This window comes from Solwaraspora sp. WMMD1047 (assembly GCF_029626155.1).
GTDB lineage: Bacteria > Actinomycetota > Actinomycetes > Mycobacteriales > Micromonosporaceae > WMMD1047.
Map to the genome: position 1 here is coordinate 7,974,849 of NZ_JARUBL010000001.1, position 23,771 is coordinate 7,998,619.

Genomic DNA, 23,771 nt, shown 5'->3' on the forward strand with positions numbered 1-23,771 from the left:
GCCGGGGTCCACATGGCGGACCGCCGACGCGGATCACCAGGGCTTCCGCTGCTGGTGGTCTGTCCGCCGGACGGTTGACTTGGCGCGACTACTCCCCGGCCGCGCGGTTGCGGCGTACGATCGCTGGTTGGGTAGCGGACGGCGTGCACCGAATGCTCGGGAACATTCCCGCACGCGCGTTTTAGAGCCTTTCAACCTGATTGGTGGGGAAGCGCCAATGTCGCGACGTCTGGTCAGCTTGACGCTGGACACCCTCGAAGACCTTCCGCGACCCTGCCGCGCCTGCGTCTACTGGGAACTCGACCCGGTCGCCGCCGACCGCGCGTGCGCGGCCGGCGATCCCGGCCTGGAGAAGGAGGCGTGGGTCTCGCAGACCCTGCTGGAGTGGGGCTCCTGCGGCAAGCTCGCCTACGTCGACGGCATGCCCGCCGGTTTCGTGATGTACGCCCCGCCGGCCTACCTGCCCCGGGCGATGGCGTTCCCCACCTCTCCGGTCTCCGCCGACGCGGCGCTGCTGACCACCGCGCACATCGTGGCCGCCTTCGCCGGCGGCGGTCTGGGCCGGATGTTGGTGCAGGGCGTGGCCCGGGATCTCACCAAGCGCGGCATCAAGGCCATCGAGGCGTTCGGCGACGCCCGGTTCGGCGAGACCGACGACCGGGCGGGCGGCTGTGTGGCGCCCGCCGACTTCTTCCTCTCGGTCGGCTTCAAGACCGTTCGGCAGCATCCCCGTTATCCCCGGTTGCGGCTGGAGCTGCGGACCGCACTGTCCTGGAAGTCCGACGTCGAGTACGCCCTGGAGAAGCTGCTCGGCTCGATGAGCCCGGAGTCCCTGCTCCGCCCGGTCCGCCCGGCCACCCGAACCACCACCGGCTGACCGCCAGCTCGGCAACGCCGCGATCAGCGCCGGCCCGCGGCGGCGGCCACCACCGCCCGCAGCTCGCGGACGTCGATCGATCCGGTCGGCACGTCCTGCTCGATCGGGAAGTACATCCGCTGTACGGCCGCCACGATCGCCTCCACCACCTGGTCGCGGAACCGCGGGTCGACCAGCCGGGCCCGGTCCGTCGGCGAGGTGAGGTAGCCGACGTCGACCCGGACCGCCGGCATCCTGGTCAGTCGCAGCAACTCCCAGGTCTTGGCGTGGGTCTGGCAGTCGAGCAGCCCGGTCCGGGCGACGATCTCCCGCTGGACCAGGCCGGCGAGCCGCTCCCCCACCGTCGAGGTGACGCCGTTGTTGGTGCCGTAGTGGTAGCTGGCCACCCCGTTCGCCGCCGGGTTGGCGTGCCCGTCGACGTGCAACGAGATGAGCAGGTCGGCGCCGAGTTCGTTGGCCAGCTCGGCGCGCCGGTTGTCCGGCAGCGGGTCGGCCGGTGCCGGGCCGCGGGTCAGGTGGACCCGCATCCCGGCCGCCGCGAGCCGGCCTTCGAGCCGGGTGGCCAGGTCGTACGCCAACTCGGCCTCGGTCCACCGCAGCGGGCCGTCGGGCACCACGAAGCCGGGATCGGTGGCGTCGTGGCCGGGGTCGATCACGATGATCTTGCCCATCAGGTTCGGCCCGGAGTGCCGGAACGCGTCCGCCTCGCGGAGCCACTGCGGCCGGCCGCCGACCACCTTGCGGCCCAGCCGGCGCAGCGCGTTCATCGTCTGCGGGCCGCAGGTGCCGTCGGGCGCCAGCCCCACCTCGCGCTGGAACTGGGCGACCGCGCGGGCGGTCCGGGGGCCGTAGATGCCGTCCGCGCGGCCCACGTCGTACCCCATCTCCAGCAGGCGTTCCTGCAGCAGCCGGACGTCCTCGCCGATCAGCGGGTCGGGGACGGCGTGATAGAGGTTGCGGGCGCCGAGCCGCCAGCGGGCGGCGTCCAGGGCTCGCCAGGTCTCCGGACCGACCAGGCCGTCGACGCTCAGACCGCGATCCTGCTGGAAGGCCCGGACCGCCCGGTCCACGTCGGCGTCGAACTCGTCGCCGCCGGCGGATCCGGGCGGATCGAGCAGCAGCAGTTCGACAAGCAGTCCCCGGATCTCGGTCACCGCCGGCCCACGGTCACCTTGTCGGATCGGACGCACGGACGACCTCCCTCTGTGGCGCCTTCGCCGGGGCTCACCCACCACCGCGGGCGAGCCGCCCGCCGCGAGCGAGCCGCGAACAACGGGATGCCGGACTCCAACCCTCGGGTGAAACGCTTCCGCAGCCTACCGTGGTGCGCCGCGCGCCGCCCCGGGTTGACGGTATGCCGACGGCGCGCCGACAACCGGCAGTTCCCCGTCCCCGGACCGTCAAAACACCCCGAAAAGACCGCGACGCCCGCCGGCCGACGGGTCGGCGGGCGGGCGGACGGGCGGACGGAGGATCGGCTCAGAGCGCCGATTCGATGAGTTTCACCAGGTCGCTCTTTGGCCGGGCGCCGGCCACCGACTGCACCGGCTCGCCACCCTTGAAGACCGTGAGCGTGGGCACCGACATGACCCGGTAGGTCCGGGCGGTCTCCGGGTTCTCGTCGATGTTCAGCTTGACGATCCGGACCTTGTCCCCCATCTCACGGGAGATCTCCTCCAGCAGCGGCTCGACCTTGCGGCACGGCGTGCACCACTCGGCCCAGAAATCCACAAGTACCGGCTTGTCGGACTGCAGGACGTCACTGACGAAGCTCGCGTCGGTGACCGCCTCGGTTGTTCCCACGAAAGACCCTCCTCCGGGCACGCGTTCAGACTTCCAGGGTGGTTGCGATGAACCGTTCCGCGTCCAGCGCCGCGGCGCAACCGGTGCCGGCCGCGGTGATCGCCTGACGATACGTGTGATCGACCAGGTCACCGGCTGCGAAGACGCCCGGCACGCTGGTGTGGGTGGTGGGCGCGGTCACCTTCACGTAGCCGTTCTCGTCCAGCTCGACCTGGCCGGCGAAGAGCTCGCTGCGCGGGTCGTGGCCGATCGCCACGAAGACGCCGCTGACGTCGAGCACCTTCGACTCGCCACTGCGGACGTTGCGCAGCCGGACGCCGGAGACCTTGCCGTCGGCGCCGAGGATCTCCTCGACGACGCTGTTCCACTCGACCCGGATCTTGTCGTTGGCCAGGGCGCGCTCCGCCATGATCTTGCTGGCCCGGAACTCCTCCCGCCGGTGCACGATGGTGACGGACTCCGCGAACTTGGTCAGGAAGGTCGCCTCCTCCATCGCCGAGTCGCCGCCGCCGACCACCACCAGGTGCTGGTTGCGGAAGAAGAAGCCGTCACAGGTGGCGCAGGAGGAGACCCCGTGGCCGAGGTACTCCTGTTCGCCGGGGACGCCCAACGGGCGCCAGGCGGAGCCGGTGGCCAGGATGACGGCCCGGGCGCGGTACGCGGTCTCGCCGACGTACACCGTGCTGACCGGACCGCTGCCCGGGGTGCCGGTGCTCGGCGTGCCGGTGTCGGCCAGCTCGACGCGGGTCACGTCGTCGGTGATGAACTCGGCGCCGAACCGTTCGGCCTGCTTGCGCATCGAGTCCATCAGCTCCGGGCCGAGGATGCCGTCCGGGAAGCCCGGGAAGTTCTCCACCTCGGTCGTGGTCATCAGGGCGCCGCCCGACTGCACACCCTCGATGATGAGGGGGTTCAGGCTGGCGCGGGCGGCGTACACGGCCGCCGTGTAACCGGCCGGCCCCGAGCCGATGATGATCAGGTTGCGGACCTCGTCCACTGCCGTCTCCCGAAGTCTGTCTGGCGCGACCGGGGCGGTGCCCGGTAGCGGTCGGGTGCCGTCGCCGGCACCTGCTGGGCTGAACGCCATCGTATTAAGGGCAATTCCCGAGCCGGTCGTCCCGGTGGGTCACGTCACGCGGTCGGTCAACCGCGGGCGACCGTCGATTCACCCTACCTGGGTGCGGTAGCGGGTGTCGGCGCCGGACCCGGGCAGTCCACAGGCCGGGCCGGCGGCCATCGCCCACCGCACTCCGGTGGCGTCGACGAACCGGAGGATCAGGGCCGGCGTTCCCTCGAAGGTGGCGTAGTCCACCACCTCGACGGTGAGCGGGCCGCGGGCGTGCGCCTCGGCGACCGCGTCGAGGCAGCCGGAGAGCGCCGCGCGGTCGGTCAGCCGGGCCAGTTCGGCCGGTGACCGGTCGGTGGCGCTGTACTGCTCGTTGTCGGTCCCCGCGTCGGGGGCGGCGGCCCGGCTCGGCGGGTTGCCGCCGGTGCGCTGCTCCATGCCCTTGGCCGCCGCCGCCAGGCCGGGCGCGGTGTAGTCGGTCCCCGAGCTGAGCAGCAGTTGCGGGGACGGCTCGACGAGCGTGCGGGGCACCTCGGCGGCGCCCGCGTCGGAGGCGGACTCCGGTCCCGAGTCGCTCTGCGAGGTGACCGAGCCGCCGTCGCGGGCGTCCGGGATCATCAGCCGGCTCACCCCGAACCCGGCGAAGGCGGCCACCGCGGCGGCCACCGCCACCGGCCCGGCCAGGCGCGACCACCGTCGCCGGTTCCGCGCCGCGCCGCGGTTGCGCGCCCCCCCGGGCCGGCTCTGCTCGGGTACGCCGGAAGCCGGCCGCCGCCCCGGCCGGACACCCCGATCCGGAGCCGCCACACCGCCCTCGGCCACGTCATCAGCGCCGCCGACGCCCGTGCGGACGGCCGTGTCCGCAGCGCCCATGTTGCCCCTGTCTGCGGCGCCCGTGCGGGCGGTGCCCAGGCCGGCCGTGTCTTCGGTGTCTGTGCTGGCGGCGGGCTGGGTGCCCAGCCTGGTCGGGGCCGAGGTGGCGAGGCCGGCGGTGGGTCCGATCTCGGCTCGCAGGGCGGCGGTCAACCGGTCGGCGATGTCGGCCGGCATCGGCTCCGGGACGGCTGCCCAGCCGGCGAGGTCGACCCGGACCGCGTCGGTGGCGTGGACCAGCTCGGCGTACGCCCGTTCCCAGCTCGGGTCCTCGGCGATCAGCCGGTCGACGGTGGCCTCCGCCGGGGTGCCCGTCAGGGCGCCGCCGACGTAGTCGGCCAGCAGGTCGGGATCGACCTCCCGGAACTGACCCCCGGTCACCGGTCCTCCTGGTTGCGATCGAGCCCGGAATGATTTGTCCCTGATCGGACGCCGTCGCCGGCCGCGGGGTTCCCGGCCGTGACGGTTCGCACGTCGGGCACCGCGCCGGCCGGGGGCTTGCCGGCCGCCCTGCTGGCCGGCGCGCCGCCGGCGGACGGCTTGCCGGCCGGCGCCGGCACCGCGCGGGCGGGTCGGAGGTGGCCGAGGACGCCGGCGAGTCGGGCCCGGCCCCGGGCGCACCGGCTCTTCACGGTGCCTTCGGCGACGTCGAGCATCCTGGCCACCTCGGCGACCGGGTAGCCCTGCACGTCGACCAGGATGATCGCGACCCGTTGTTCGACGGGGAGGGCGGCGAGCGCCTGCCGGACCACCAGGGCCGTGTCGAGGTCGGGGGCGGGCGCAGCGGGCTCGACGCCGCCGGTGCCGGCGTCCTCGGACCGGTTGCCGTCCGGCAGCGGTACGGTCGGGTGCGCCTGTCGGCGGCGGATCCGGTCGAGGCAGGCGTTGACCACGATCCGGTGCAGCCAGGTGGTGACGGCGGAGTCGCCCCGGAATCGGGGTGCGGCCCGGTGCGCGGAGAGCAGGGCGTCCTGCAGCGCGTCGGCCGCCTCCTCGCGGTCGCCGAGGGTACGCAGGGCCACCGCCCAGAGGCGGTCGCGGTGCCGACGCAGGATCTCGGCGAAGGCGTCGGTGTCCCCGTCCACGTGCGCCCGGAGCAGCTCCCGGTCGTCGAGCCCGGCCAGTCGATCCGCCGAACCGGTCATGGCCGCACGATAGCCGAGCGGTCGTTGCGGTGGGTGGAGCGTAGCGTCACCGGGCCTGAACCGTGATCTCCTGTACGCCGATCTTGAACCTGCCGGGGTCGCCCGGTGGCAGGTCGGTGATCCAGATCAACAGGTACCGGTAGGTCTGGTCGGGCTCGAAGGCGGCGAACGTCATCGTCGAACCGGGGTGCTTCTCGAACGGCTCGCCGATCGGGGACTTCTTGTACGCGTTGACCAGTGCGCGGTCGCCGGAGCTGGTCGACGGGTGGTCGGCGGTGCCGGAGAGCAGCTGGGCGGTGGCGCCCGGGGTGGAGAGTTCGACCTGCACCGAGGTCACCTCGCGGGGCTCCTTGAGGTCGATCAGGATGCCCATGCCTTCCTTGGTGTTGCCGAAGTTGGAGCGCCCCCGGTAGCTGTCGGTCACCCAGCCCTCGTTCGGGTCGTTGTCCACCGCCTTGGCGACGTCGTCCAGCTCGGTGCGGTCACCGTCCGGGTCGATGACGCGTACCTGGTCGGGGCCGAGGGTGACCTTCTGCGGCGGGGTGGTGGTGACCGCGTCGTCGTCACCGGCGTCGGGCGTGCTGCTGGCGGCCGGTGGCGACGGCACCGGCGCGGCCTGGTCGGTGGGTTCGTTGTTGGCCAGCGCGCTGATGCCGAAGACGAGGCCGACCAGGGCCACCGTGAGCATGCCGACCACGCCGACGATGACCTTGCGGCCGCCGGTCGGCGGGAGGTCGCGGCCGGGCTCGTCGGTCATGGTGAAGCGGAGCGGGCCGCCGGTGTCGAGGTACTGCTCGTCCTCGGAGACGTCGAGCCGGCCGAGTTCGGCGGCGAGCACGTCGGAGGTGGGGACGGCGAGCTGCTTGTCCAGCAGGTCCATGGTCAGGTCGTCGAGGTAGGCCGGCACTCCGGCGCGGACCTGGCGGGGGGCGGCGATGGCTCCGGCGGCGTCCCGGACGGCGTCCGGCAGGGTCGAGCGGCCCCGCCGGCCGCTGCCGCCGGGGAGGGCGACCTCGCTGTGCGGCCAGTGCCCGGTCATCGCGAAGTAGAGCAGGCCGCCGATGGCGCGGACGTCGGTCTCCGGGGTGTCGGCGCCATCGGTGCGGGCGTCGGCGAGCACCACGCGGCCGTCGTCGCCAACCATCGCGGTGCCCGGGTGCACGTTGCCGTGCACCATCCCGGTCGCGTGGATGGCGGCGACCGCGCCGGCGATGGCGTGCGCGACGGTGGTGGCCCGGGCCGGGTCCAGCGGCCCCGCCTCGGCGACCAGTTCGCGCAGGGAGCGCCCGTCGACCCACTCGCGGACGACGTACGCCCGGTCCTCCTCGTCGATGGCGTCGTAGACGCCGACCAGGTTGGGGTGGATGACCCGGCTCGCCGCGACGGCGGCCTGCAGCATCTCCACCGCCGAGTCGCCACCGGGGTAGCGCAGCACCACGGCGACGGGGCGGCGCAGCACGACGTCGACACCCCGCCAGACCTGCCGGCCGGCGCTGTCGTCGTTGATGTGTTCGGCCAGCTCGTACCGCTCGGCCAGGATCTCACCGACGGCGGGGGCACCGAAGGTCATCACGGGCGGCGCTGCGGCGTCCGCGCCCTGACCTTCGCCGACCTGGGTCACCCGTCCTCCCTCGATGATCTGTCGACCGATGGAATCGTCCGAGAGCGACCTTACCTGGGTTCGGCTCGTACCCCGAACGTCGTATCACCGCCGTCCGGGAACACCCTGTCGGAACTAATGCCATATGTCCGCATAGAGCAAATTTCATTGGCATTAGTACCGTATCCAGCGGGCGATCCATTGGTTGGGCTAAGTGTCGCGGGCTGGCCGCGCCCCGTCGTACTTCCCCGCCGGACCGGGTTCATGCCCGCCGGTGGCCACCCGTTATCCACAGCCCGTGAGCTTCGTCTGAGCGCGCGGTAACCGAGTTATCCACAGTGTATCCCCAGGGCGTCAGCGACCCAGCCGGCGGCGGATCATGGCCACCACCTCGGTGATCTCGTCGATCCTCAGCAGCATCGCCAGGCCGAGGTAGCTACCGCCGATCGCGACGCCACCGACCAGCAACTGGAGCAGCGACCCGAGGTTGCCGGGCAGCACGTCATCGGGCACCACCGTCACCACCAGCAGCCCGACCAGCGCCGAGCCGAGCGCGGCTGCCAGCACCTTGCCGAACGACCGGAAGATCCGGCCCAGCCCGAGCCGGCCGATCCGCCCGCGCAGCAGCCAGGCCGAGACCACGGCCGCGGCGACGTAGGAGACCGCGTTACCGATCATCAGGCCGGAGGCCGTGAAGGAGACACTGAACGCGGCGAAGAGCCCCACCTGGACGGCCACCCGCAGCGCCACCACCGGAATGTTGATCAAAGCCGGGGTACGGGTGTCCGGCAGCGCGTAGAACGCGAACGTGAAGAGCTGGCTGATCGCGAACGGGATCAGCGCCAACGCCGAGACCAGCAGCACCGGGGCGGTGGCGGTCGCGTCCTCCGCCCGGAACGCCCCGTACCGGAACAGGATCACCGAGAGCGGCGTGGCGAGCACCGCGTAACAGACCGCGATCGGGGCCAGCACCGCGGTGACCGTCCGGGTCCCCCGGGACAGGTCGGCCGCCATGTCCCCGAACCGGCCGTCGGCCGCCGCGGCGCTCATCTGGGGCATCAGCGCGGTGATGATCGAAACCGCGATGATCCCGTGCGCCATCATCAGCAGCAGGAACACGTTGTTGTAGATCAGCGGACCCGCCGCGTCCTCCCGGCCGGCCCGGTTGAGCAGGTTGAAGACCACCACCAGGCCGAGTTGGCTGACGGCCACGTAGCAGAACATCCAGGCGCCGAGCCGGCCCAACTCGGCCAGCCCCAGCGCCCGGAAGTCGAACCGGAACCGCCACCGGAACCCGACCTTGCGCAGCGCCGGGAGCAGGCCGGCGGCCTGCACCATCATCCCCAGCAGGGTGCCGCCGCCAAGCAGCGCGATTCGGTCGGTGGTCATCTCGCCGGGCTGGATCAGCCGGGCGCCGTAGACCAGCGCGTACAGGCCGAAGGTGGCGATCTGCACAAGGTTGTTCAGGATCGGTGCCCACATCGGCGCGGCGAAGTGACCGCGGGTGTTCAACACCGCGCTCACCAGCGCCGAGAACCCGGTGAAGAAGATCATCGGGAGCATCAGCCGGGAGAGATCCTCGACCACCTCCCGGAACTCCGGCGCCTCGCCGCCGGCGTAGATCATCGTCAGCAGCGGGGCGGCGGCGACCGCGAGCACCGTCGCGGCGCCGAGGGTGAGCACCGCGAGGGTGAGCAGCCGCTGGGTGTACGCCTGCCCCTGGTCCGGGTCGGCCTTGCGGCGACGGACCAGGACCGGCACCAGGACGCTGGTCAGGATGCCGCCGAGCAGGAACTCGTAGACCATCCCCGGGAAGATCTGCGCGGTGGTGTACGCGTTGCCGATGGTGGTGCCCAACGCGGCGGTGAGCACCAGCGTCCGCAGGAAGCCGGTGCCGCGGCTGATCAGGCTGCCGACCGCCATCACCGCGCTGTTCGTCGCGGTGCTGCCGGTCACCGGACCGGCCTCGGCCGCCTGATCGATCGGCGGCTCGGTGGCGCGCATCGCCGCCGGGTTGTGCGGGTCGTTCGCGAACCCGACCGGGGCCCGCGGGTCGGTGGAGATCACCGGGACGCCGTCGGGCGGGGGCGGAGCGCCGTCGGCGGCGTTCGCGCTGCGGTACAGCCCGCCACCCATCACAGCCTCCCAAGGGGTACGGCGACAGGACCGTCCGTCGGCACCGCCACCCGAGCTTAAGTAAACCGGTACGCCCGGCGCGGCCGCATCGGGGCCGGCCCGATAGGCTGGCGATCCCATGTCCGAAACATCCGCGCCGAGCGCTGCCCAGTTGACGGCGGCGCAGCGTAACGCCGTCGCCGAGCTGCTCCGGGTCTCCCCGGTCGCCGACGAGCTCGGCCGCCGGTTCACCCGCGCCGGTCACGAGCTGCACCTGGTCGGTGGCTCGGTCCGGGACGCCCTGCTCGGCCGGCTCGGCGACGACCTCGACTTCTGCACCGACGCGCACCCGGACCAGACGCTGCGGGTGCTGGCCGGCTGGGCCGAGGCGATCTGGGAGACCGGCCGGGAGTTCGGCACCATCGGCGCCCAGCGCGGCGGCCTGCGGCTGGAAATCACCACCTTCCGCGCCGAGTCGTACGACCAGGTCAGCCGCAACCCGGTGGTCCGCTACGGGACCAGCCTGGTGGAGGACCTGGGCCGCCGGGACTTCACCGTCAACGCGATGGCGGTGAGCCTGCCCGAGCACCGCTTCACCGACCCGTACGGCGGCCTGGCCGACCTGGCCGCCCGGTTGATCCGGACCCCGGCCACCCCGGGCGAGTCGTTCGGCGACGACCCGCTGCGGATGCTGCGGGCGGCCCGGTTCGCCGCCCAGCTCCGGTTCACCGTCGAGCCGGCGGTGCTGGCGGCGATGACCGAACTCGCGGCGGACCTGGACCGGATCACCGCCGAGCGGATCCGGGACGAGTTCACCAAGCTGCTCTGCGGTGCCGACCCGGTGGCCGGGCTGCGGCTGCTCGTCGACACCGGGCTCGCCGACCGGTTCCTGCCCGAGCTGTCCGGGCTGAAGCTGGAGATCGACGAGCACGCCCAGCACAAGGACGTCTACGAGCACACGCTGACCGTGGTCGAGAACGCGGTGGGGCACGAGCGGGCCGACCCGGAGCAGCACGGCTGCGACTTCGTCCTGCGGATGGCGGCCCTGATGCACGACGTCGGCAAGCCGGCGACGAAGGCGGTCGGCCCGGACGGCCGGGTCAGCTTCCACCACCACGAGGTGGTGGGCGCCCGGCTGACCAAGCAGCGGATGAAGGCGCTGCGCTACCCGAAGGACATCACCGCCCAGGTCGTCACGCTGGTCGGGCTGCACCTGCGGTTCTACGGCTATGGCCGGGGCGAGTGGACCGACTCGGCGGTACGCCGGTACGTGACCGACGCCGGTGACCTGCTGCCCCGGCTGCACAAGCTGACCCGGTCGGACTGCACCACCCGTAACCGGCGCAAGGCGGCTCAGCTCTCCGCCGACTACGACGCCCTGGAGGAGCGGATCGCCCGGATCCAGGAGGCGGAGGACCTGGCCCGGGTCCGGCCCGACCTGGACGGCAACGCGATCATGGAGTTGTTGGGCGTACCGGCCGGCCCGGTGATCGGCCAGGCGTGGCGGCACCTCAAGGAGCTGCGGCTGGAACGCGGGCCGCTCGATCGGGACGAGGCGGAGGCCGAGTTGCTGCGCTGGGCGCGGGAGCGGGGCATCGTCGACTGACCGCCAGGTGTCCGGTGAACCTGCCCGAACCGGTGGTTACCGCCCGTGGCGCGCCTCGGATACCGTCGCAGGGCGGTGGGGGCGCCGACTCTGCGAGCGTGGCGGACGGCGAAGTGCGGGGTCGGGCGTGGAACAACTGGGGAGGCGAGCATGCAGCCGTGCGCGGTCTGCGGCAGCGTGGCGATCAACACCGCTGGTTACTGTGCGCAGTGCGGGACGTTCCGCGGCGTCCCGGGCTACCAGCAGCAGGCCGGCGGCCAACCCGGGTACGGCCAACCGCCCGGTTACGCCCAGCAGCCACCCACCGGCTACCCGTCCAGCGGCGGGCCGGGTTACCCGTCCAGCGCCGGACCGGGCTATCCGACCAGTGGCGGACCGGGCTACCCGACCAGCGGCGCGGCCGGCTACCCCGGCAGCGGCGGCTACCCGGGCGCCGGCGCCCCGGGGTACGCGCCCGGTGCCGGTTACCCGGGCACGCCCGGTTACCCCACCGCCTTCCAGGCCCCGGAGAGGCGCCGGTCCCTGCTGATGCCGTTGGTCGCGCTCGGTTCGACCCTGGCCGTGCTGGTGACCGCGATCGTGGTGGTGGTCGTGGTCCGCAGCGGCGGCGACGACACGACCCCGATCACCGGCCCGACCACCGGTCCGACGTCCGGCCCGAGCGCCGAGCCGACGTCGACCACCGCCGACGGGGTCGACGACTGCCTGGTCGGCGAGTGGCAGGTCACCTCGCACAGCGAGGAGGTCCAGAACGAGGAGATGGGCAAGCTGCGGTTCACCGGCGGCGAAGGCGCCGGGCTGACCCTCAACGCCGACGGAACCGGCCGGTCCGACTACGGCAGCGGCACCGAGTTCGAGAGCCGCTGGCAGGGCCGGCCGATCGTGCTGGAGATCCGGGGCAGCTACACCTACCGGTACCGGACCGACGACGGTCAGGTCATCGTCTCCAACGTGGACTCGGACGCGGAGGCCCGGGTGCTTCTCGATGACGACCAACTCGGTCAGTGGGTCGAGTTTAGGCCGACGGCCACCACCGCCAGCTACACCTGCACCGGCACCGCGATGACCCAGAAGGCGCTGCTCTACACCACCAACTTCCGGCGGGTGAGCTGACCGGTCAGGCCGGGGCCACCAGAATCCGCAGCTCGGCAAGGTCGGGCGGGATCGGCCGGCGCTCCAGTACGGTACCGGCGGTGTCGACGAGGACGGCCCACCGGGCCGGCCGGTCCAGGTAGAGGATCCGGTCCGGCGCGACCCAGTGGGCGTCGCTCACCGGCAGCTCCCTCAGCGGCTCTCCGCTGGCTATCACCACCAGTTGCGTGCTGTGCTGGCCCTGGACCACGACCAGCCGGCCGTCCGGTGACCAGGCGGTCGGGCCGGCGGCGTCGCCGCGTACCGGAATGAAGTTTGTCGGTTTGCCGGTGACGGCGGAGAAGATCTGCAGCCCGCGGCGCGGATGCCGGACGCTCTCCGACCGGGCGCCGGCCGGATCGGTCTGGGCCAGCGCCACCCGCTTGCCGTCCGGCAGCCAGGTGAACTGGCAGTAGTCGGTGCAGAAGTAGCGTTCGGCGTCGACGGTGAAGATCTGCAGTCGACCCTTGACGGACAGCACCCCGAACGAGTGCCCGGCCGGAGTCTTGGCGGAGAGGGTGAGTAGCAGTTTGCTGCCGTCCGGCGACCACTGCGGGTCGAGGATCCGCCCGCCCGTCCGGACCCAGCGCACCTCGTCGGTGTCGAGGTCGAGCAGTCCGGTCTCGGTGCGCCGGTCGTAGTCGAAGACGGCGGCGAAGCCGCCCTTGGGCGCGGCCCAGGTCTCGTCGTACCCGCTGATCGATCGGTAGCGGCCCTGGTCGCGGTCCAACACCAGCCCGGGGCTGGCCGGGCCGCCGGTGGAGGTTCCCCCGACGACGAGCCAGCCACCCGGCAACTCGAACGGTTGCCCCTTCCAGTCGGTGAGGGGCGGCGGCCCGACGGTGGGTGGCGGCCCGGCGGTCGGTGGCGGGGGCGTGCTCACCGGGGTGGCCGGTGGCGTCTGGGACACCGTCGGGGCGCCGGTGAGCTGGCCGACCGGATCGGGTCGAAGCCAGATGAACGGCCCGGTGATCGCGATCACGGCGGCTACCGCGGTGGCGGCGGTGGCGGTGATCCGGCGGCGGCGCCGGACCCGGCGGCCGCGCGCGATGGCGCCCGGCAGCAGGTCGGCGGTGGGGCGGCCGTCGCCGGCCAGATCGTGTACGGCGGTCCGGAGCAGCCGCTCGGCGTCGCGGGTCATCGCAGTGCCTCCGATCGGGTGACGGCGTCGTCGAAGGCGGGCACCTGGGCGCGCAGTTTGGCCAGCGCCCGGGACGCCTGGCTGGCGACGGTGCCGACCTGGCAGCCGAGCGCCTCGGCGGTCTGCTCCACGCTGAGGTCCTCCAGGTAGCGCAGCACGAGTACGGCGCGTTGTCGGGGCGGCAGGGTCCGCAGGGCGTCCTGGAGCAGCAGCCGGACCGCGGTGTCGTGGTCGAGGTGGCCGCCGGCGGCCCGGTCCGGCAACGCGTCGAGGGACACCTCGGCGGGGCGCCGGCCGCGCCGCCGCCAGCCGGAGACCTGGTCGTTGTAGAGAATCCGGCGGACGTACGGCTCGGCGTCGCCGCGGATCCGGGGCCAGCGGGCGTACGCCTTGGCCAGGGCGCTCTGCAGCAGGTCCTCGCCGGCATGCCGGTCACCGGCGAGCGCGCTGGCCACCCGGAGCAGCGCCGCTCCCCGGGCGTTGACGAACGCGGTGAACTCCTGCTCGGTCGCCTGACCCACGGACCACCTCCCCGTAGCACAGACGCCGGACGGCCGGATTAGTTTGCACGCCGCCGCCGGGTTCTGGCGCGCGTAGCTCGTGCTGGCGGCTGCGCTTAGCTCCTGGTGGCGGCTGTGCGTAGCTAGTGGTGGCAGCTCAGTGGCCCCGTTGGCCGGAGACGCAGAAGCGATTGCCCTCCGGGTCGGCCAGCACCACGTACGGCGGTGCGCCCGGTTCCAATTCGGCCGGGTAGTGCCGCCAGTCGACGCGTCGGGCGCCGAGCCGGATCAGCCGGTCGACCTCCTCGTCCAGGTCGCGGTCGCCGGCGTCGAGGTCGAGGTGGACGCGGGGAAATTCCTGGAGCGGGCTCTCGCTGACGTCCATGGCGATCGCGCTGCCGGACATCCCCGGTGGCGGCTCCAGGACGATCCACTCGTCACCGTCATACCGTGGCGGCCGTCGCACATACCCCAGTGCCTGCCGCCAGAATTCTCCGGCCCGCTTGTCGTCGGTTACGCCGAGGGAGATCTGCCCGATCGTCGTCACCTTGGGCAGGCTAGTACTCCAACGTCATTTGGCTTGTCTGCGCTGGTAGTGGGCTCGTCGGGCGCGGGCTTGGGATGTTCGTCGCCAGATTGACCAGTGCAGGGTGTGCGCTGATGGTGGCGATGTGGCGAGGAGGAAGGCGTTGAGGAGTCGGCGGATCTCGGCGACGGTCAACGCGATGATCTTCGGATCGGGGTCAGGGTCGGGGTCGGGCTGTTGTGCGGCGAGGATGGTCAGGATGGCCAAGGCGAGCATGGCCAGGGTGACGTGGCGGTGCCAGCCCGTCCAACCGCGGACCTGGTAGTGGTCGAGGCCGACCTGGCCTTTGCCGGTCTGGAACAGCTCTTCGATGCTCCATCGGGAGCCGGCCACTCGCACAAGTGTGTGCAGCGGGACGGGGCGGGGTGACCAGCACAGGTAGAAGGCCAGCTCACCGGTGGTGCGGTTGCGGCGGATCAGCAGCCACCGGTACTCGTCTGGCCTGGTGGCGGTGGTGATCCAGGCCCACAGGTACTCGCGTGGTCCTTTGGCCCCGGGGCCGCAGCTGTGCGGCTGCCACTCGCGGGTGGGGACCCGGTCGGCGAGGTCGTCGACGCGGATCAGGGTGCGGCCGTCGTTGACGGCCACGCGTCGGTCGCAGCCGACCGCCAGGACGTAGCCGATCTCGCGTTGTTCCAGCTCAGCGCGCAGGCCCGGGTCGGCGCCGTAGACCTCGTCGCCGGTCACCCACCCGCATGGGACACCAGCGGCGATCGCGGCGACGATCATCTGCCGGGCCAGGGCAGGCTTCGTGGCGAACCCGACCTGGTCGGGGACGCCGGCGAGGGCCAGGCGGTCGGGACGGTCGCACCAGGTCGTCTCCGGCAGGTAGAGCCGACGGTCGATCATCGCCCGCCCGCGCGGGGTGACGTAGGCCAGGAACACCCCGACCTGACTGTTCTCGACACGGCCGGCGGTGCCGGTGTACTGCCGCTGCACCCCGACCGAGCACACCCCTTTCTTCAGGAACCCGGTCTCATCGGCGACCAGCACCGCGTCGGGGTGGCCGAGCTGTTCGATCAACCAGGAACGCACATCGTCGCGGACGGCGTCGGCGTCCCACACCGCTGTGCGCAGTAGCCGCTGCATCGCCTGCGGATCAGCGTTACCCGCCCGTTCCGCAAGCGACCAGCACGTCTTCCGTTCGGTGTCTGACAGCAGCCCTTCCACGAACTGCCCGGCCGTCGCCCGCGGCTCGGCCCGCACGAACCGATCAGCAACACGCGTCACCGCCTCATCCAGGATGACCCGCCACCGGGCGGGGTCTACGCTGTGGCCCACGGCCATCGCGCGATCTTCGGTTGTCCTCACAAACCATCGATGATCAACGCGGTGGCCGCCCTCATCCCCACGCCACGCCCAACGCCGAAGCCAAGTGACGTTGGAGTACTAGCTCCCGGCCCCGACATGGTCATCCCGGTTGCCGGTCGATAATGGGCGGATGCGCTGGGCCGTGGTCGAGTCCCCGATCGGTGAGCTGTCCGTCGCCGTGGACGAGGTAGGTGTCTGCGGCGTGCGGTTCGGCGCGGTCGACGGGGCACCGCCGGCCTCGTCGCTGGCGGGCACCGCCGGGATGGGGCTCAGCCGTGCGGTCGCCGAGCTGCGGTCGTACTTCGCCGGTGAGCTTGTCGACTTCACCCTGCCGCTGTCGGTGCGCCAGGGCTCGGAATTCGAGCGGGCCGTCTGGGGCGAGATGACCAGAATTCCGTACGGCGAGACGCGCACCTATGGCCAGGTGGCCGCGATCGTGGGGGACGTGTCGGCGGCGCGGGCGGTCGGGGTGGCCTGCAACCGCAACCCGATCCCGGTGATCGTGCCCTGCCACCGGATCGTCGGCGCGGGCGGCAAGCTGGTCGGCTTCGGCGGCGGCCTCCCGCGCAAGCGCCAACTCCTGGAGCTGGAGGCCCGCGTCACCTTCCAACAAGCTTGGGGCGGCTGACCTGCCAGCGTCTGCCTTTCAGACCTAATATGCCGGAAGAGCAATATACCACCGAGGCATAATTATGCCTGAGAGTCATATCGCTCAACGTGACCCTTTGACCCACCCCATAGCTCTCGGTGATCAGGGGCGGGTTCAGCCAGGGGTCGCAGCGCAGCTCAACCGCTGTCCTTGCCGCCGGGGACCCGAGGTCCCCCGTGATCGCGAAGGATTCGGTGAGTTGGAGGACACCAGATCCTCGTGATCATGGGTGCGTTCAGGTCGGGCGCATCGCGCCTTCGTTGATGGCGGTGAGGAAGTTGGTCCAGCCGGTGGTGCCGTAGACGAGGACGGGTCCGCCGCGGTCCTTGCTGTCCCGGACGGCGACCCGGCAACTCCCGTCCCAGCACCGGCCCCGCCTCGAGACAGTTGCCGCTGCCGCTTCCGCTGCGGGTGCTGACGTGCCAGGCCACCTCGGTGGCTGCGGTCGCGGGCTGGGCTTCCGCCGTCATGTCGCTGACTCCAACCGTCCGTCAGGTGCCGTCTTTGCCTTTGACGAAGCTGCCCTTGCCCTGGTGGGTCTCGATCCAGCCCCGTTCGTCGAGAATCCGCAGCGCGTACCGGATCGGCCAAGCGCTCGACTCGTACCGCTCACGCAGTTCGGCGATGGACGGGAGCTTGTCTCCTGGTTTGAGCGTTCCCGCCTCTATCGCGGCGACAACGTCGGCAATGACCTGCTCATAAACAGGGGTGCGGGGCATGGCGGAACCCTCTCGTCAGCCCTTGAATCGTGCCACTACGAGACCGGATCCGTGCAGACAGTGTTGACTGTGACTGCATAGCCTTCTAAGTTGAGCTCGTGCCCTCTCGTCAGCAACGGACGGGCACTCCCACCGGGCTACGAAGAGAAGGAGAGTTGAGACCGGGGTGGGTTCGGTTTGGCGGCCAGCCCACCCCGGTCCGGGTAACGAGACGATTGGAGCGACCGCGATGGCGGTGCCCGCCTGCCCCGGCGCGGCGGCTCCAGGCATCCGGCGGTGCGCTGACCCGACAGCGGGTAGTCGCGCGCCCGCCCCGGTCAGAAGGGGTAACCGTGGCCGTCCAGCCAGTCCGAGTACAGGTCGGGACCTATCAGTACCGACGACGGAATCAGCAGGTTCGCTACTACCCAACCGAAGCCATTTCGGCGGTTGCAACCGACGTGGCAGTGGCGAGGGCGACGTTGGCGCTGCACGTGCCCGACCGGGAGACCGGGCTGTGTGTTGCCTGCCTGGCCGCCGGGCCGTGCGAGCCGGCTAACGACGCCGTCAACCTACTGGTCGGGCTGGGTCTGCCGGTCTGCCCGCCGGTCACCCGCCGGATGAGCTGGCGGAACTGGTGGCATCGGGTGCGGCGGAGGTTCGCCGGTGGGCCTCAGCTTTGATCCGGCGGATCCGCCAGCGCAGCCACCGCCGGAGTGCGTCATCCCGACTCTCTGGCGCCTGGCCTACGCCGTGCATGAGCGGCATCGGACGGACGCCGCTGGTCGGTGCTCCTGTGGAGCCGGAACGCACTGCTCGGGCCGGATAGACGCCACCAGGGGATTCCTCGAATCGTGCGCGCTGGGACGGCGGACAACTCGGACGGACCTGCTCGACACGTTGCGCTCCATCGCCCTGCTCGTGCTCGGTGACACCTGAGCAGTGGGTGCGGCTGTCCGCGTACCCGATGGTTGGGATGGACCGGCGGCGGCGCGGGCGGCCGGGGGCGGACGGTGAGGGGGCCGGGCCGTTGCCGGCCCGGCCCCCTCGGTGGTTCAGCTCAGCGCTCGGTCTTGCCGGCGATGAAGTCCTCGACGGCCTGGTGGGCGTCGTGGTCGGCGTACTGCTCGGGCGGGCTCTTCATGAAGTAGGACGAGGCGGAGAGGATCGGTCCGCCGATGCCGCGGTCCAGGGCGATCTTCGCGGCCCGGACGGCGTCGATGATGACGCCGGCCGAGTTCGGCGAGTCCCAGACTTCCAGCTTCAGCTCCGCGTTGAGCGGGGCGTCGCCGAACGAGCGGCCCTCCAGCCGGATGTACGCCCACTTGCGGTCGTCCAGCCACGGCACGTGGTCGGACGGGCCGATGTGCACGTCGCCCTTGGTCATCTCATGCGGGATCTGCGAGGTGACCGACTGGGTCTTCGAGATCTTCTTCGAGACCAGCCGCTTGCGCTCCAGCATGTTCATGAAGTCCATGTTGCCGCCGAAGTTGAGCTGGTACGTGCGGAGCAGCTCGACACCGCGGTCCTCGAAGAGCTTCGCCAGCGCCCGGTGCACGATCGTCGCGCCGACCTGGCTCTTGATGTCGTCGCCGACGATCGGCAGGCCGGCGTCGGTGAACTTCTGCGCCCACTCCGGGTCGGAGGCGATGAAGACCGGCAGGGCGTTCACGAACGCGCAGCCGGCGTCGATCGCGGCCTGGGCGTAGAACTTGTCGGCCTGCTCGGAACCGACCGGCAGGTAGGAGACGACGACGTCGACCCGGGCGTCGCGCAGCGCCTGCACGACGTCGGCCGGCTCGCGGTCGGACTCCTCGACGATCTCGCGGTAGTACTGACCCAGACCGTCCATTGTCGGGCCGCGCTGCACCAGGACGCCGGTCGGCGGCACGTCACAGAGCTTGATGGTGTTGTTCTCGCTGGCGACGATCGCCTCCGCGAGGTCCATGCCCACCTTCTTGGCGTCCACGTCGAACGCGGCTACGAACTCCACGTCGGAGACGTGGTAGTCGCCGAAGGTAACGTGCATGAGACCCGGGACGCGGTCGTTGGGGTCGGCATTGCGGTAGTACTCCACGCCCTGTACGAGGGACGAGGCGCAGTTACCCACACCGACGATGGCGACGCGGACGGAGCCCATCGCGTTTGCCTCCTTCTCATTCATCACGGCCGCTCCGGTCTCGTTCCTGGACTGCCCAGGCGGAGGCGGGCTGTTCACTGGTTGGTGGTCAGCCGGTGGTGTCCGGCGGACCGATTTCCTCACCGGTCTGCGGTGGTCGGCTCTGCGGTGGTAGGCCGGAGCGCTCGTTGGCGATCAGCTCCTCCAGCCAGCGGACCTCCCGCTCGCAGGCGTCCAGCCCGTGCCGCTGCAACTCCAGCGTGTAGGCGTCGAGCCGCTCGGCGGCCCGGCCCAGGACGTCCCGCAGGCCCTCCCGACGTTCCTCGATCTTGCGGCGTCGACCTTCCAGAATCCGTAGCCGGGTGGCCTGGTCGGTGCGGGCGAAGAACGCGAAGTGGACGCCGAACCCGGTGTCCTCGTACGTCTCCGGCCCGGTCTGGGCGATCAACTCGGCGAATCGTTCCTTGCCCTCAGCGGTGATCTTGTAGACCACCCGGCCCCGGCGGCTGGTGAGAGCCGGGATCTCCTCGGCGGTGGCGGGGGTCTCCGCCGCCTCGGTGATCCAGCCGGCGGCCTGCAGCCGGCGCAGCGTCGGGTAGAGCGAGCCGTAGCTGATCGCCGCGCGGATGGCGCCGAGCTTGGCGGCGAGCTCCTTGCGCAGCTCGTAGCCGTGCATCGCCGACTCCTGCAGGAGTCCGAGAATGGCGAGCTCAAGCAACGTGTGCTCCCCTCCTCGTGGCGTCGCGGTGGCGATGTATCGGGCCGATACATCGAACCGTAGTGCCCGGAACGAGATAGGGCAAACCCATGTTTCGCAGTCAGAAGATTACTTACCGTTACGGTGGTCGCCGTACCGGGCAGAGCCGAGTACCCTTCTGCCCATGCGTACGCAGCGCCAGGTCGTCGACTACTCGCTACAGAAGCGAGCGGTGCTGCGTGAGGTTTTTTCGGGCCGGGTCGGCGCCTACGAGGTCTGCGATGCCTCGCCGTACCTGAAGAACGCCGCCCGGTTCCACGGGGAACCGACGGACGAGCGGTGTCCGATCTGTCGCCAGGAGAACCTGACCCTGGTTCACTACATCTATGGCGACGAGCTCAAGCAGTCTGCCGGTCAGGCCCGCACGCTGGCGGAATTGCCGGTGCTGGCCATGACGCTGCGTGAGTTCCAGGTCTACGTGGTGGAGGTGTGTCGCGGGTGTGACTGGAACCATCTCGTTGAGCAGTTTCTGCTCGGTCGGGACGGTCTGTCCGGTGGCGCAGGCGAGTCCCATGGCGACGAGATCGTCGCCGCCGCGGCGATGGCGCCCGGTGCGTCGTCCCCCAGGCGAAGGCGTGAGGCTCAACGGTGACCCCTACTCGCTCCCTAGGTAGCAGCATCACCCGTGGCGGGCGGGGCGAGTGGCACACTGCTAACCGGATAAGTCCGGTTATTTCCGATACGTCATTGGAGGGCCGGTATCCCCGGTCCTCCAGTCGGCGTGCTCCAGCTCACGGCAAACCGGTGGTCGCGCAGGCGCGCACCACCGCAACCGGCAGGGTGTGACAGATGAACTCGTACGGCGACCCCACAGCTCCGCGTGGGCGGGCGCAGATCCCCGGTGCCGGCGGCGACGCCGGCCCCGACGAGGACTGGCCGGCCAACGGCCGGACGGCGCCACCGCCCAGGTCGGCCGCCAGCGGCCGGGCATCCAGTGGTCGGGCCTCCGTCGGCAGCGCGTCAGTAGGTAGTGCGTCCGTCGGTAGTGCTTCGGTCGGCGGCCCGCCCGGTGGTCCGCCGCCGGCCAGCCGCGCCACCTGGAGCCCGCCACCCGGCAGCCCCGCGCCGGCCGGAGCGGCGTCCGCCGGCCGGGCCCGGGTGGGCCGGGCCACGGTGCCGGGCGCGCCCGGCGTCGACGACGAACTCGACAGCGGCTACCAGGGCGGCCGGCGCCGAGCCGGCGGGTACGGCGACCGGCCGGCCCGCCCCGGCGACGGCGACCGGCCGGCCGGGCGGGCGGTCGTGGGTGCCGCCGCGGTCGGTGCCGCCAGCGTCGCGCCGCCCGGCGCGCGTCCCGCCGGCCGGGCCATGGTCCGACCGGTCTCGCCGGCCGGACCGGACGACCCCTGGGGTCCACCCGGCGCCGGGCCGGGCGGACCGGACGGGCCGGACGGCCCCGGTGGGCCGGGCGGTCCGGGCGGGCGCAGTCGGCGGGCCGCCAAGGGCGGCGACCCGGAGGCGCTGCGCCGGGCGAAGAAGCGCAAGCGGGCCAACATCCTGATCGCCTCGTTCGCCGTCATGATCATGCTGGCCGGCATCGGTGTGGTCGGCTTCACCTGGTTCTACGACGAGGTCAAGGCACCCACCGAGTTCGGCGAACCGGAGACGACGAGCATCACCTTCTCCGACGGCAGCCAGCTCGCCAAGCTCGGCGACCAGAACCGCACCATCGTGCCGAACGACCAGATCTCGCCGGTGGTCAAGCGCGCCGTGATGGCCGCCGAGGACAAGAACTTCGAGAAGCACAGCGGCATCGACGCCAAGGGCATCGCCCGCGCCGCCTGGAACAACTTCTCCGGCGGTACGACCCAGGGCGCCTCCACCATCACCCAGCAGTACGCCCGGCACGTCGCCGACCTGACCGGCATCAACTACGCCCGCAAGATCCGGGAGGCGGTGCTCGCCTCCAAGTTGGAGCAGGATCTGGAGAAGGACGAGATCCTCGGCTACTACCTCAACGCGATCTACTTCGGCCGCGGCGCGTACGGCATCGAGGCGGCGGCGCAGACCTATCTCGGCAAGTCGGTCCTGGTGCCGCCGGGCGAGAAGAACGCGATCACGCCCGCCGAGGCCGCCGTGCTCGCCTCGGTGATCAAGCAGCCGGAGCCGGACCCGATCACCGGGCACAAGGGCTACGACCCCCAGATCAACCGGCCCGAGGCGGAGATCCGGTGGACGTACACCATGAACAACATGGCCGAGATGGGGTGGATCACCGCCGAGGAGCGGGCCGCCGCCGTCTACCCGGAGAAGATCAAGACCTGGGACCCGAAGAAGAACTGCGCGGTGGACTGCGGCGTCAACAAGCCGACCGGGAACGTCATCAACTACGTCCGTAAAGAGCTGGAACAGATGGGGCTCGCGGACGAGTGGAAGAAGGGCGGCTACCGGATCAAGACCACCATCGACAAGCGGGCCCAGGCGGCGGCCGAGGGCGCGGCCCGGCGGGCCGCCAAGTCCTCGCCGATGAACAAGCTGCCGCGGGAGTACATGGCCGCGCTGGTGGCGGTGAACCCGACGAACGGTCACGTGCTCGCCTACTACGGCGGCGAGAACGGCACCGGCACCGACTACGCCGGCTACAACATCGAGACCGACGGCCGGATCACCGGCGGTCACCCACCCGGTTCGACGTTCAAGGTCTACACCCTCGCCGCCGCCATGCGGGCCGGCATCTCGATGGACAGCCGCTGGGACGCCACCCTCGACGAGGACAAGGAACGCGACCGGGACATCTCCAACGCCGGCCGGGAGGGCAACTCCATCCAGTGCCCCAACAACGGCAAGTACTGCACGCTGTCGACCTCGACGATCCAGTCGTACAACGTGCCGTTCTACTGGATCACCAAGGAGATCGGCCCGGACAAGGTGGTCGAGGCCGCCCGGGACGCCGGCATCCGGACCATGTGGACCGACAAGGACGAGGCGGTCGACCTGACCCAGGTCGAGCCGTCCGAGGTGGCGCCCCTGAAGTTCGACCTCGAGGTCGGCTTCGGGCAGTACAAGGTCACCGTGCTGGACCACGCGGCCGGCATGGCCACCCTCGCCAACCGGGGCAAGCGGTACGACCCGCACTTCATCGCCTCGGTCGAGAAGCGCAACCCGACCACCGGCAAGTACGAGGAGATCGACGGCGAGCAGCTCAAGGTCAAGGAGGTCTTCGAGCCGCAGCGCACCGACGACATCCTCGACACGCTCAAGGAGATCCCAAGTAACAGCGGGAACAGTCTGGCCGGTGGCCGGCCGTCGGTCGGCAAGACCGGTACCTGGGAACTCGGTGACGGGACCAACAACAACGGCGACGCCTGGATGATCGGGGCGTCCAAACAGATCGCGGCGGCGGTCTGGGTGGGCAGAGCCGGCAACCGCGGACCGATCAAGGACGCGGACGGCACCTCGATGAACGGCGGCGACACCCCCGCCGACATCTGGGAACAGTTCATGGAGAAGGCGCACGAGGCGATGAAGCTGCCGCAGGAGCGCTTCGAGGACGCCAAGGGCACCGGCGACCCGAACCACCCGGCCGCCAACGGCGTGTCACCGGCTCCACCGGTCGCCCCACCATCGAACAACGACGACTGTGACAATCCGCTCGGCCTGTTCTGCCCGCAGCGGCCCGACAACCCGGGCGGCCAGGACCCGAACAACCCGAACAACCCCGGCGGCCCGGGCGGGCCGGGTGGTCCGGACGGTCCGGGCGGGGACGACGGTGACGGGCAGGAGAACGGCGGCGCCGGTGGCGGGCTGCTACCCAGCCCGACGGTGCGAACCCGGGAGTGACGGTGCGAACCCGG

General features: G+C 71.2%; 21 protein-coding genes and 1 pseudogene. 7 read left to right on the forward strand and 15 right to left on the reverse strand.

All coding sequences use genetic code 11. The features are described from left to right. Positions 1 to 217: 217 nt before the first annotated feature. Positions 218 to 877: a GNAT family N-acetyltransferase gene (locus O7627_RS36325; protein WP_278097961.1), complete on the forward strand. Its 660-nt coding sequence runs from the start codon at positions 218 to 220 to the stop codon at positions 875 to 877. Positions 878 to 900: 23 nt separating this feature from the next. Here O7627_RS36325 and O7627_RS36330 read toward each other — a convergent pair whose 3' ends face one another. The 7 genes from O7627_RS36330 to murJ form a co-directional block, all read right to left on the reverse strand. Continuing rightward, positions 901 to 2,067: an N-acetylmuramoyl-L-alanine amidase gene (locus tag O7627_RS36330; RefSeq protein ID WP_278097962.1), complete on the reverse strand. Its 1,167-nt coding sequence runs from the start codon at positions 2,065 to 2,067 to the stop codon at positions 901 to 903. A gap of 289 nt (positions 2,068 to 2,356) precedes the next feature. After that, positions 2,357 to 2,680 (reverse strand): thioredoxin, encoded by a 324-nt coding sequence (trxA, locus tag O7627_RS36335; RefSeq protein WP_278097963.1) that lies wholly within the window; start codon positions 2,678 to 2,680, stop codon positions 2,357 to 2,359. A gap of 25 nt (positions 2,681 to 2,705) precedes the next feature. Continuing rightward, positions 2,706 to 3,677 carry a thioredoxin-disulfide reductase gene (gene trxB, locus O7627_RS36340; RefSeq protein WP_278097964.1) on the reverse strand — a complete coding sequence of 324 codons (972 nt, stop codon included), beginning with the start codon at positions 3,675 to 3,677 and terminating at the stop codon, positions 2,706 to 2,708. 168 nt (positions 3,678 to 3,845) lie between these two features. Next, entirely contained in the window at positions 3,846 to 5,000 is a 1,155-nt protein-coding gene (locus tag O7627_RS36345; protein ID WP_278097965.1) for a hypothetical protein, read from the reverse strand. Beyond that, entirely contained in the window at positions 4,997 to 5,764 is a 768-nt protein-coding gene (gene sigM / locus O7627_RS36350) for an RNA polymerase sigma factor SigM (RefSeq protein ID WP_278097966.1), read from the reverse strand. Before sigM ends, O7627_RS36345 begins: the two co-directional genes overlap by 4 nt. A gap of 46 nt (positions 5,765 to 5,810) precedes the next feature. After that, the gene (locus O7627_RS36355; protein WP_278097967.1) at positions 5,811 to 7,385 is read right to left on the reverse strand and encodes a protein kinase family protein; all 1,575 of its coding nucleotides are present in this window, start codon (positions 7,383 to 7,385) and stop codon (positions 5,811 to 5,813) included. A 333-nt stretch (positions 7,386 to 7,718) separates the two neighbouring features. Beyond that, the gene (gene murJ, locus O7627_RS36360; protein ID WP_278097968.1) at positions 7,719 to 9,500 is read right to left on the reverse strand and encodes a murein biosynthesis integral membrane protein MurJ; all 1,782 of its coding nucleotides are present in this window, start codon (positions 9,498 to 9,500) and stop codon (positions 7,719 to 7,721) included. Positions 9,501 to 9,618: 118 nt separating this feature from the next. Here murJ and O7627_RS36365 point away from each other — a divergent pair, with 118 nt between their 5' ends. Both O7627_RS36365 and O7627_RS36370 read left to right on the forward strand, forming a co-directional pair. Next, on the forward strand, positions 9,619 to 11,085 hold the full coding sequence (locus tag O7627_RS36365; RefSeq protein WP_278097969.1) for a CCA tRNA nucleotidyltransferase: 1,467 nt from the start codon (positions 9,619 to 9,621) through the stop codon (positions 11,083 to 11,085). Positions 11,086 to 11,235: 150 nt separating this feature from the next. After that, entirely contained in the window at positions 11,236 to 12,198 is a 963-nt protein-coding gene (locus O7627_RS36370) for a hypothetical protein (protein ID WP_278097970.1), read from the forward strand. Positions 12,199 to 12,202: 4 nt separating this feature from the next. Here O7627_RS36370 and O7627_RS36375 read toward each other — a convergent pair whose 3' ends face one another. From O7627_RS36375 to O7627_RS36390, 4 genes are all read right to left on the reverse strand, one after another. After that, positions 12,203 to 13,357 carry a hypothetical protein gene (locus O7627_RS36375; protein WP_278097971.1) on the reverse strand — a complete coding sequence of 385 codons (1,155 nt, stop codon included), beginning with the start codon at positions 13,355 to 13,357 and terminating at the stop codon, positions 12,203 to 12,205. Beyond that, positions 13,354 to 13,878 (reverse strand): SigE family RNA polymerase sigma factor, encoded by a 525-nt coding sequence (locus O7627_RS36380; RefSeq protein WP_278097972.1) that lies wholly within the window; start codon positions 13,876 to 13,878, stop codon positions 13,354 to 13,356. Before O7627_RS36380 ends, O7627_RS36375 begins: the two co-directional genes overlap by 4 nt. Positions 13,879 to 14,014: 136 nt before the next feature. Next, the gene (locus tag O7627_RS36385; RefSeq protein ID WP_278097973.1) at positions 14,015 to 14,404 is read right to left on the reverse strand and encodes a VOC family protein; all 390 of its coding nucleotides are present in this window, start codon (positions 14,402 to 14,404) and stop codon (positions 14,015 to 14,017) included. Positions 14,405 to 14,428: 24 nt separating this feature from the next. Then, on the reverse strand, positions 14,429 to 15,730 hold the full coding sequence (locus tag O7627_RS36390; protein WP_278091974.1) for an IS701 family transposase: 1,302 nt from the start codon (positions 15,728 to 15,730) through the stop codon (positions 14,429 to 14,431). A gap of 154 nt (positions 15,731 to 15,884) precedes the next feature. Here O7627_RS36390 and O7627_RS36395 point away from each other — a divergent pair, with 154 nt between their 5' ends. Beyond that, the gene (locus O7627_RS36395) at positions 15,885 to 16,382 is read left to right on the forward strand and encodes a methylated-DNA--[protein]-cysteine S-methyltransferase (RefSeq protein WP_278097974.1); all 498 of its coding nucleotides are present in this window, start codon (positions 15,885 to 15,887) and stop codon (positions 16,380 to 16,382) included. A gap of 256 nt (positions 16,383 to 16,638) precedes the next feature. On the opposite strand, the pseudogene O7627_RS36400 reads toward O7627_RS36395, so the two are convergent. Beyond that, a pseudogene (locus tag O7627_RS36400) lies at positions 16,639 to 16,873 on the reverse strand (DUF397 domain-containing protein). A 21-nt stretch (positions 16,874 to 16,894) separates the two neighbouring features. Further along, positions 16,895 to 17,122, reverse strand: a complete 228-nt coding sequence (locus tag O7627_RS36405; protein WP_278097975.1) for a winged helix-turn-helix domain-containing protein — start codon at positions 17,120 to 17,122, stop codon at positions 16,895 to 16,897. Between the two features lie 440 nt (positions 17,123 to 17,562). Between O7627_RS36405 and O7627_RS36410 the strand changes: the two genes are divergently transcribed. After that, positions 17,563 to 17,784 carry a hypothetical protein gene (locus tag O7627_RS36410; RefSeq protein WP_278097976.1) on the forward strand — a complete coding sequence of 74 codons (222 nt, stop codon included), beginning with the start codon at positions 17,563 to 17,565 and terminating at the stop codon, positions 17,782 to 17,784. Between the two features lie 377 nt (positions 17,785 to 18,161). On the opposite strand, the gene O7627_RS36415 is transcribed toward O7627_RS36410, so the two are convergent. Continuing rightward, the gene (locus O7627_RS36415) at positions 18,162 to 19,241 is read right to left on the reverse strand and encodes an inositol-3-phosphate synthase (RefSeq protein ID WP_278098554.1); all 1,080 of its coding nucleotides are present in this window, start codon (positions 19,239 to 19,241) and stop codon (positions 18,162 to 18,164) included. A gap of 88 nt (positions 19,242 to 19,329) precedes the next feature. After that, on the reverse strand, positions 19,330 to 19,938 hold the full coding sequence (locus tag O7627_RS36420) for a PadR family transcriptional regulator (RefSeq protein WP_278097977.1): 609 nt from the start codon (positions 19,936 to 19,938) through the stop codon (positions 19,330 to 19,332). Between the two features lie 163 nt (positions 19,939 to 20,101). Between O7627_RS36420 and O7627_RS36425 the strand changes: the two genes are divergently transcribed. After that, positions 20,102 to 20,569 carry a DUF5318 domain-containing protein gene (locus O7627_RS36425; protein WP_278097978.1) on the forward strand — a complete coding sequence of 156 codons (468 nt, stop codon included), beginning with the start codon at positions 20,102 to 20,104 and terminating at the stop codon, positions 20,567 to 20,569. Between the two features lie 197 nt (positions 20,570 to 20,766). Then, positions 20,767 to 23,757 (forward strand): transglycosylase domain-containing protein, encoded by a 2,991-nt coding sequence (locus O7627_RS36430; RefSeq protein ID WP_278097979.1) that lies wholly within the window; start codon positions 20,767 to 20,769, stop codon positions 23,755 to 23,757. The last annotated feature ends 14 nt before the right edge of the window (positions 23,758 to 23,771 follow it).

Coding starts and splice junctions, on each gene's coding strand:
- O7627_RS36325 (WP_278097961.1), top strand. CDS start 218: ATGTCGCGACGTCTGGTCAGCTTGACGCTGGACACCCTCGAAGACCTT.
- sigM (WP_278097966.1), bottom strand. CDS start 5,764: ATGACCGGTTCGGCGGATCGACTGGCCGGGCTCGACGACCGGGAGCTG.
- murJ (WP_278097968.1), bottom strand. CDS start 9,500: ATGGGTGGCGGGCTGTACCGCAGCGCGAACGCCGCCGACGGCGCTCCG.
- O7627_RS36365 (WP_278097969.1), top strand. CDS start 9,619: ATGTCCGAAACATCCGCGCCGAGCGCTGCCCAGTTGACGGCGGCGCAG.
- O7627_RS36370 (WP_278097970.1), top strand. CDS start 11,236: ATGCAGCCGTGCGCGGTCTGCGGCAGCGTGGCGATCAACACCGCTGGT.
- O7627_RS36375 (WP_278097971.1), bottom strand. CDS start 13,357: ATGACCCGCGACGCCGAGCGGCTGCTCCGGACCGCCGTACACGATCTG.
- O7627_RS36390 (WP_278091974.1), bottom strand. CDS start 15,730: ATGGCCGTGGGCCACAGCGTAGACCCCGCCCGGTGGCGGGTCATCCTG.
- O7627_RS36395 (WP_278097974.1), top strand. CDS start 15,885: ATGCGCTGGGCCGTGGTCGAGTCCCCGATCGGTGAGCTGTCCGTCGCC.
- O7627_RS36405 (WP_278097975.1), bottom strand. CDS start 17,122: ATGCCCCGCACCCCTGTTTATGAGCAGGTCATTGCCGACGTTGTCGCC.
- O7627_RS36415 (WP_278098554.1), bottom strand. CDS start 19,241: ATGGGCTCCGTCCGCGTCGCCATCGTCGGTGTGGGTAACTGCGCCTCG.
- O7627_RS36425 (WP_278097978.1), top strand. CDS start 20,102: ATGCGTACGCAGCGCCAGGTCGTCGACTACTCGCTACAGAAGCGAGCG.
- O7627_RS36430 (WP_278097979.1), top strand. CDS start 20,767: ATGAACTCGTACGGCGACCCCACAGCTCCGCGTGGGCGGGCGCAGATC.